A 7760-nucleotide genomic window follows, 5' to 3' on the forward strand; every position below is an offset into this window, starting at 1 on the left:
GCACCCCGTTGGGGCCAGTGTCCACGTCACCAGCATCGTTCGGGGTCACGCCATTGCCAGCGAGATCAACTCCCAATCCCAGGTTGCCGGAGATGTTGCTGTTGGCATATATGATGTTGTTGGCAGCATTGGTCCCGGTGATGTTCACGCCATCCCCGCGGTTACCGGTGATGACGTTGCCGGTGATGACGTTGCCGTTGGTTTGGATCAAGCCCGTGCTGGGGAGCAACACCCCGGACCCGGAGTTGTTAGTGAGCGTGTTTCCCCGGATCAGATTGTTGTTGAACACACCCATCTGGACGCCACCGCCATAGCCGGTGACGGACACGCCGGCGCCGCTTCCCCCGGTCACCGTGTTGTTGGTGATTGTATTGTTGCTGGATCCATACGGGCCATCGAACTGCATGCCCAACCGGATGCCACTACCCGTGCTGTTGGTGATGGTATTGCCATCAACTAGTATGTTGTCGGCAGTAAAAAGCGCGATACCGGAAGACCCGCCGGTGACCGTGTTGTTGGTGATGGTGCCGTTGTAGGCCGGGCTCGCCAGGTAGGGCGAGCTGGCGGTGTTGTAATAATTGATGCTGTAGACGCCACCGCTGACATGATTGTTGTTCGTGGTGACGTTATCGCTGTTGCTTACGAGGATGGCGCTTCCCGTCGTTGCCCCCATCACGAACGTATTCCCCTGAAGCAGCATGTTCGATGCGCCATTGACGCGAACCGTACTGGCGGGATCAACGGTCCCGGTGAATCCCAAGTTCAGAAGCTGGCTGTTGTCAGCTTCCGGATCCTCAAACGTCAAGGTTTCGAAAGCGCCACTAGCGATGCTGACGACATTGCTACCGTTGATCACCACAGTGTCAGTGACCGTGGGAAGTGTCGAGAGAAGCGTGATGGTTCCGGAAACGTTGAACACAATGGTGTCATCCACCGCGATGGTGGCATTGGCCTCGTCAATGGCCGCGCGCAGCGTGGTGCAACTGAAGTTCGGACTGGCGCCCGTGCATGAACCCGCTGCGTCGCCGAGTGTAGTCACTGTGTACGTGTCTGCCTGCGCGCGAAAGCAGATAAGCGCCAACGCAATCAGTATGAACTTCGGAATCTTGGTAGGCATTATGAATGCACGCTTTTAGCTGTTCTGATTCTACTGAAAGATGTCAGCCGAATCCCTTCTTGTACAATGCGTTCGCACTGCAAATGGATATCGGCTTTCACCTGCACCTGTCGAGTTAACTGAGTGGAGCGCGCCCCGCGCATCAGTACCTGCCTGTCAGGTTGACGAACCAGCCCTTGTGGTCGTTGTCGAAATCAGTCAGATCGTCGCTGAATTCGGTGAAGCTGTAACCGACACCGATACGGAAGTTCTTTCCGATATCACGGTCCAGCCCGACCAGCGTGCCGCTCGTACTGCCGCCGCGCTTCACATCCAGCCAGCGATACGCCGCCAGTGCATGCCACTGCCCGGTCAAGTCGTAGCGCACCGACACCGCAGTGAAATTCGTAGTCGAGTCAGCCCAATTTCCGGCGTTGCGGCCGTACCGCACCTCGCCAAGGCGGCGCGCCGCCTTGGCGGCGAACTCCCACTGCGCGGTCAGTTTGTATGTCCCCTCCAGCGATATCACCTGAGTCTTCTGGTCGTAGTCCGCACCGCCAACCTGCCCCAGCGTGGCCAGGTCGTAGAGATGGGTGTAGCGTCCGAACAGGCCCCAACGCACGCTGTTCCACGGCCGGTACGCAAAGCCCAGGTTGCCTTCGATGAACTTCGCGCCAGCCGCCGCATTGACTTCGTCTGTAGTCTTGGAATAGTTCAGCCGTGCAGCGACGCGCCAGCTATCGTCGATCTTCCAAATCAGGCGATTGGTGCTGACCCATTGCTCGCGCCGCTCCGCACCGCTGTCCCGGCGCCACTCGATCTTGCTCTGCCAATCGGTATCCGGTGATGTGCGTCCACCATTGATGCTGACCGCCTTACGCTGTACCAGGCCGCCATCCACGCTGTTGAGTTCGCCCTTCATCAGCGTGAACCCCGCATTCCAACCCTGCGCTGGATAGAAGTCCATGCCGAAGGTGTGCGCCAAGCCGGACTCAGCGCCTTCCTTCAGCATCTGGCTTTCATTGAACAGGTTGGCCTGGCTGGACAGCCGCCAACGCTGGCCCAGGGTCCAGCCGTTCTGCTGATTGGCATTGAACAGCGGATCGAACCCGGTCGCGTCGGTACTGTAGGTATAACCACTGTAGATCGTTCGCTCGGGGCTGATACGGTACTCGGCATTGACGGTTGCAGCATCACCGCGATTACCACTGCTTACTTCCGCACCCACGCTGGACAGGTCGCCGAACAGGTATTTGGCACCCAACGTGTACAGATCGTTGTCGGCGTACTGCCCGCCGTCGTCGTCAACGGTCAACTGAGCCTGCCCGTACATCTCCAGATGATCACCCAAACGTTGGGCATACTTCAGCGCAGCCAGCGTACCGACAGCGTCGCTACCCACGCGCTGCTCATCGACCCGTCGCAGTTCGCCGCTGACGGTACGGGCCTCGTCAACGCGCCACTCGCCGGTCAGCTGTGCCTGGGTCAGGCTTTCATCGCCGCGCTCGGCCTTGCTCAAGCGGGCGTACACGCCAAGGTCGGGGGTGACCTGGCCCAGCACCTCGGCACCGTATTCGGTGATCTCCTCACCATTGCCATAGCGGCCGGTCGAGTAGCCTGCGCTGACGTTGCGCCACCAGGCGCCCGCGCTCCAATCCTGCTCCGCCCAACCCAGCTCCTTGAAGTTTGCGCGCGCTTCGATCGCCTTGGCGTCACCCTCACGGCGACTAGCCACATCGTTGATCCGGCTGAAGCTGAGGCCGCCGTTGTCGGAGAAGAACACCGGTGAAGCGGTCGATTCGGTCTGCGTGTACTCGACTTTGAGGTAGGTACCCTTGCCCGCCTGCAGGGTCAGATCGCCTCCGGCAATGGTGTAGTCCTCACCTGCGCGGTTCTCGTCCACGTACGTGGCGCCCACCGCAACGTGATCGCCGAGCCATTGCTTGCCTCGGAATCCGGCCACGACGTCGTCGGCATCGAACCCGGAGGGGATCCACTCGTAGTCCACCAGCAGGCGCTGTTCGAAGCCACCCAGCGGCGTGTCGCGCGTCAGCGTGGACACATTGTCGCGGGTGATCTGCGACAGTGGCCGGGTCAGCAGGAGGCGCCCCTGCAGCTCATCTATTTCGTAATCAGCGCCGCGGGTCAACGTAACGCGGTCCTCGACCCGGCCGGTGGTCCGGTCGCGTATTTCCAGCACGACCACATCCGAACCGGGCAGGATATCGGTGTGGCGCAGATAGTACAGGCTGCCGCCAGTGCCTATGAACTCGTTGTGTCCCGGTGCACTTTGTGCTTCGGAACCGAACAGGCGCAGCTCGCTCCGGGCGTCTCCCCATGGATTGGTGCCGCGCGAGCGCCAATTGAACGCCGCGCCATACAGCGAACGCACGTACTGTGCGTACTCGGTGCCGGTGATTCCAGTCTGGTAGTTGCCCCACAGTGCCTGGCTCTTGTCCCAGTCCACCCGTACGTAGAAGCGGCCCATGGTGTCCACGTCGCGGTACACCATGGAATCGTCGCCGTAGACCGGGTAGTACAGGTCCGGATCCAGGCGACGGAAGATATCCTGCGGATATGCCTGGCCAAAACCATCAAAAAGGTGTTTCAGGTCCTTCTCGGTGGTGTCAGCCTGCGCTGTGACCAGGTACTTCCCCTGCAACTTGGCCTTGCCATAGAACGCCAACCGGCCGTCGCTGATCACGTCGTCGCCATAGCGCACGTCGCCGGCGAACAACGCCGGCGAGCCACTGACCTTGTTCTGCGAAAACGTCACATCGGCCAGACCGACCCCGAAGAAGTACCTCCCGGTGACGTCCACGTCGAGCACGTGGTGCGCTGCGCCCTCCCTGGCACCGCGCGTGGCTTCATCGCCCGCCGATCCACCGCCCACGGCGATGTCGAAGCGGTGCTTTCCAGTCGGCACCAGGTACTCAGCGACGAACTTGCGCTCCAGGTCGACCGGGTAAGTTTCCCCGTTGATGCGCAACCCCGCCTGATCCGGGAGGTTGCGTCCCTGGATGCGGATGCGCGAGCCGTACAGCGGGATATTCTGCTGCCGCAGGCCGTTCCGGGAGAAGGTCGCGTCGATCAGGCTTTGTGCCTGTGCCTGTTCGATGCTCAGCGACGTACCCAGGGCTTTCTGGCTGCTGTCGCGAAGCAGGCTGGCACCACGCTCGAATTCCTCCGGCTTGACCAGCTGGAATCTGTTCGGATAGGTCTCATCGAAGTTGCCCTGGGCGTCGTACGCCCGCAGCACATAGACCAGCTCATCGCCCCGACGGATCGGGTACGTGGCCGGCAACCGACCATCCCACTCGGTGCTGCCGACATTGCCGACAGTCAGCTGCAACGTGGCGAGCGGATCAATCAAGTCGGCATCCACCGCACGATAGATCGATAGCTCGTACTTCTGCACGAATGCCGAGTAGTTGCTGCGTACGTAGAACTGCACCGGATCGGTGATCGACCGGCCATCGAACGCGACCAGTGACGGTGCCGATACCGTCAACGACGCCTCCCCCAATGTCGGGTCTTCCGTTGCCCATATCGCGCCGCCATTGGGCAGCTGGATCGAGAACTTTCCCTGTGCGACCGCTTTGCCTGGCTGCTCGATGGCCACGGTGACACGGCGGTCCGGCTGAAGCGCCGTTGATGAGGATTGGCTGCTGGTTCCTTGGGTGATCGGCTTGTCGTAGCTGCGCGTGCGCAGGCGGAACAGCAAGCCCTCCTGGGATGCGCAGGCGTCATCGGTGCAGCCGAGCGGCTGAGCCGCGTCTTCAGCCTGATCCTTCCGCGCTAGCGCGCCTGCGTCCTGTGCACCTGCCAGCGGCGCCATGCCCGACAGGATGCCGATCAACGTGTAGTCCAGCAGCTTCATTTTAATCTTCATGGTCCGCGTCCCCCTCACTTCCGCTTCGCGCCGACAGCGGCGGTCGGGTCGGCACTTACTTCCACGCGGACCTTCGCTCGCACCTCCGGGCTCAGGCGTTTAGCCAATGCCTCATACACCGCGGTGGAACGACGCAGGCCCAGTGCAGCGTTGTACTCATGCGAGGCACGTACGTCGGTATGCCCGACAACACCAATCTGGCCACCGCCCATCTTCTCCAGCGTCACGGCGACCTTGTCCAACAACGGTTCGAACTCCGGTCGGATCGCCGACGTGTCCGTGTCGAACAGTACCGTCCCCAGCGATGCGCCGCCGTCTTCCATTCCAACCAGCAACGATCCCGGATCATCAACGACCGTGCGGACGCTCACCTTCAGCGCCTTGGCCGATTCGGCATCGAGCTTTCCGATGAGGGCGGTCTTCATCGCCACTGCCCGGTCAAAGGCCAACACGTCGGTTTCTCCATTGGCGGTGATGACCACTTCGCCCCCGTGGTACTGCGCGACCTTGCTGGCCATCCTGTCGACGGCCGGCAGGTAGTCGGCCCGCAGCACGCTGCTGCCTGGTGCGAAGAGAACTTCGCCCATCTCCAGTTCTATCTGTTCGACCACACCCTCGATCTGCTCTACTGGCAGTTTCACGCCGAAGTCGAAGCGCACCGGCAATCCCGGCACCAAACGACGCAGCAGTGGGTTGTCAGTGGTGAACTCCGCGCCGGCGGGCAACGTGGACGAATCGACCTTCAGGATGAAATTGCGGCCACGTCTAGCGCCGCCAAACGCATCCGGAAGGTGGTAGCGACCGAACTGATCGGTCTCGATCAGCAGGCCTTCGGCCGATGCGATGCGCACACCGGGGACACCGCGTTCGTCGATGCCGGCATTGGTGATGACGTAGTCCACCACGTACCCACCGTCGCCTTTCGCGACCTTACGCTCGACCTTCGGGGCGGCCGCGTTCAGGCCCTTTTCCGCCTCGCCGTCGACCTGGACTGTGACATCGCCGCCCTGGCTCATGCGCACGGTCACACCCTGCGCATTCGTCAGTACGAAGTCATCGGTGAAGTTCAGCGAACGGAGCTTCTGGCGAATCACGACCTGATGTGCGCTCTCCGGATCGGCCACCGATTGGCGGCCACTGATCGCGCCCACCACCAAGCCATGCAGCATCGGCGAGCTGGCGTCAGGCATGGGCTGCGGGCCGTTGCCCCAGTCGACCGTGGTCGAGTTGGGTACGTAAGCCGACGGACTGAAGCCACCCTGCACACGGACCTCGCTCAGCGCCGCACTATCCTGCCAGCCATCGCCATCCCGGTCGTCAAAGACGGTACCCGCGATCAGCGAATCGTCCACCAGCGCATCGGCTACCAACATCACTTCGGCGGTCGCGACATTGGAGATGGTTTGATCCACCGGCGAGTAGCCCTGTGCCTGGTTGATATGCGTCCCTTGGCGGACGCCGGCGCCGACGCGCATCAGGTAGACCAGCGTCGCGGTTTTGCCGGCGCGGATATCCAGGCCATTGAAGCGGAGCGGACTTTGGCCGGAGACGGTCCCTGCGTTGTCGCCATCGACCACCGACAATGAACCTTCCACGTAAGTGAAGCCTGCCGGGGCCGCATCAACGATGTAGCCGTTGTTCAAGTCGGCATCACCCACGTTCTCGGCAGTGACGGTATAGCGGACCAGGTCACCGATCCTGGCATCACGGACCCCAGCCGCCTTCACCAGACGCAGCAGCGCCTGGCCAATCACTTCCACCGTGGCCGTAGCAGTATCGCAGTTGGTCGGATCGACCGTGTCGCAGATCGTGTACGGATAGAGATACGTACCTGACGGCGTCCCCGGCGCCACCGTAATGGTCCCGTCGGGGTTCATCGTCAGGCCCGGGCTCGGGCGTGTGCCGGGCTCCAGAGTGACGGCACCCGGCATGACCGGATTGCCGTTGAGGGTGTCATTGACCAATACGCTCGGCGTGACACCGCCAGCATCGATCCTGACCGGATTCGGCACATCATTAATTGCATCGATGATACTCGTCACCGGCGTGCTTGTACTGCAGCTCATCGTGCAGCCGGGGGCGTCCTGACCGGCACCCACCACCGTGTTAGTCACCGTGCCCGAGGCCTGTCCATTCACCGTTGCCGTGTAGGTTATGGTGTAGGAGCCTGGCAGCGTTCCCGTCGGAAGCGTGCACACCAGCGGACTGCTCGCAGTGCAGGTGTATGCGCCGGCGTCGATTACTGAATCGAAGGTCAGTCCCGGGCCGAGCGTGTCGTTCAGCGCCACCACGCCGGTGGTCTGCGAGTTGCTCACCACCGCGGTCAGCGTATAGCTGATCGTGTCGCCCACCTTCACCGGACCGGGCGCGTTCGTACTCTTGCTATATATGACCGTGGGCATCGCCACCGGGGTCACCACGGTCGTGGTGCATGCCGGGTCCGTACTGCCTGCCGGACAGGCCGGGCTGGTCGCCGTCGCGGTATTGCTGATGCTGCCGGCCGTCACATCCGCCGCGGTCACCGTATAGGTACCGGTCAGCACGCACGTCGCCCCCGGCGCCACGCTGGCACAGGTGATCGTGCTGGGCGTGATCCTGCTGTCGCTCACCACCACATCGGTCAGGTTGCCGCTGGCGCTGGTGTTGGTCACCGTAACCGTATAGGTCAGCACATCCCCCAGGCTCACCGTGCCGCTGGCATCGCCGTCGGCATTGCTGGTCAGTGCCTTGGTCAGCGTCTGGCTCAGCGTCGCCACCGGGGTCACCACGGTC

At 62.0% G+C, this 7760-nt stretch carries 3 protein-coding genes; all 3 read right to left on the reverse strand.

Annotated elements, in window-relative coordinates; all coding sequences use genetic code 11:
* Positions 1–1117, reverse strand: a 1117-nt coding sequence (locus tag ATCM_RS18985) for a right-handed parallel beta-helix repeat-containing protein (protein ID WP_207911868.1), incomplete at its 3' end; no start/stop codon positions are given.
* Positions 1118–1259: 142 nt separating this feature from the next.
* Positions 1260–4976 (reverse strand): hypothetical protein, encoded by a 3717-nt coding sequence (locus ATCM_RS18990; RefSeq protein ID WP_132866252.1) that lies wholly within the window; start codon positions 4974–4976, stop codon positions 1260–1262.
* Positions 4977–5002: 26 nt separating this feature from the next.
* Positions 5003–7760: OmpA family protein (locus ATCM_RS18995; RefSeq protein ID WP_132866253.1), on the reverse strand; the 2758-nt coding region annotated here is incomplete at its 5' end.

Origin of the sequence: Stenotrophomonas sp. ATCM1_4, assembly GCF_004348115.1 — a bacterium.
Classification (GTDB): domain Bacteria; phylum Pseudomonadota; class Gammaproteobacteria; order Xanthomonadales; family Xanthomonadaceae; genus Stenotrophomonas; species Stenotrophomonas capsici.

Bases quoted from the DNA above. Each gene is read 5' to 3' on its own strand.
- ATCM_RS18990 (WP_132866252.1), bottom strand. From the start codon at position 4,976: ATGAAGCTGCTGGACTACACGTTGATCGGCATCCTGTCGGGCATGGCG.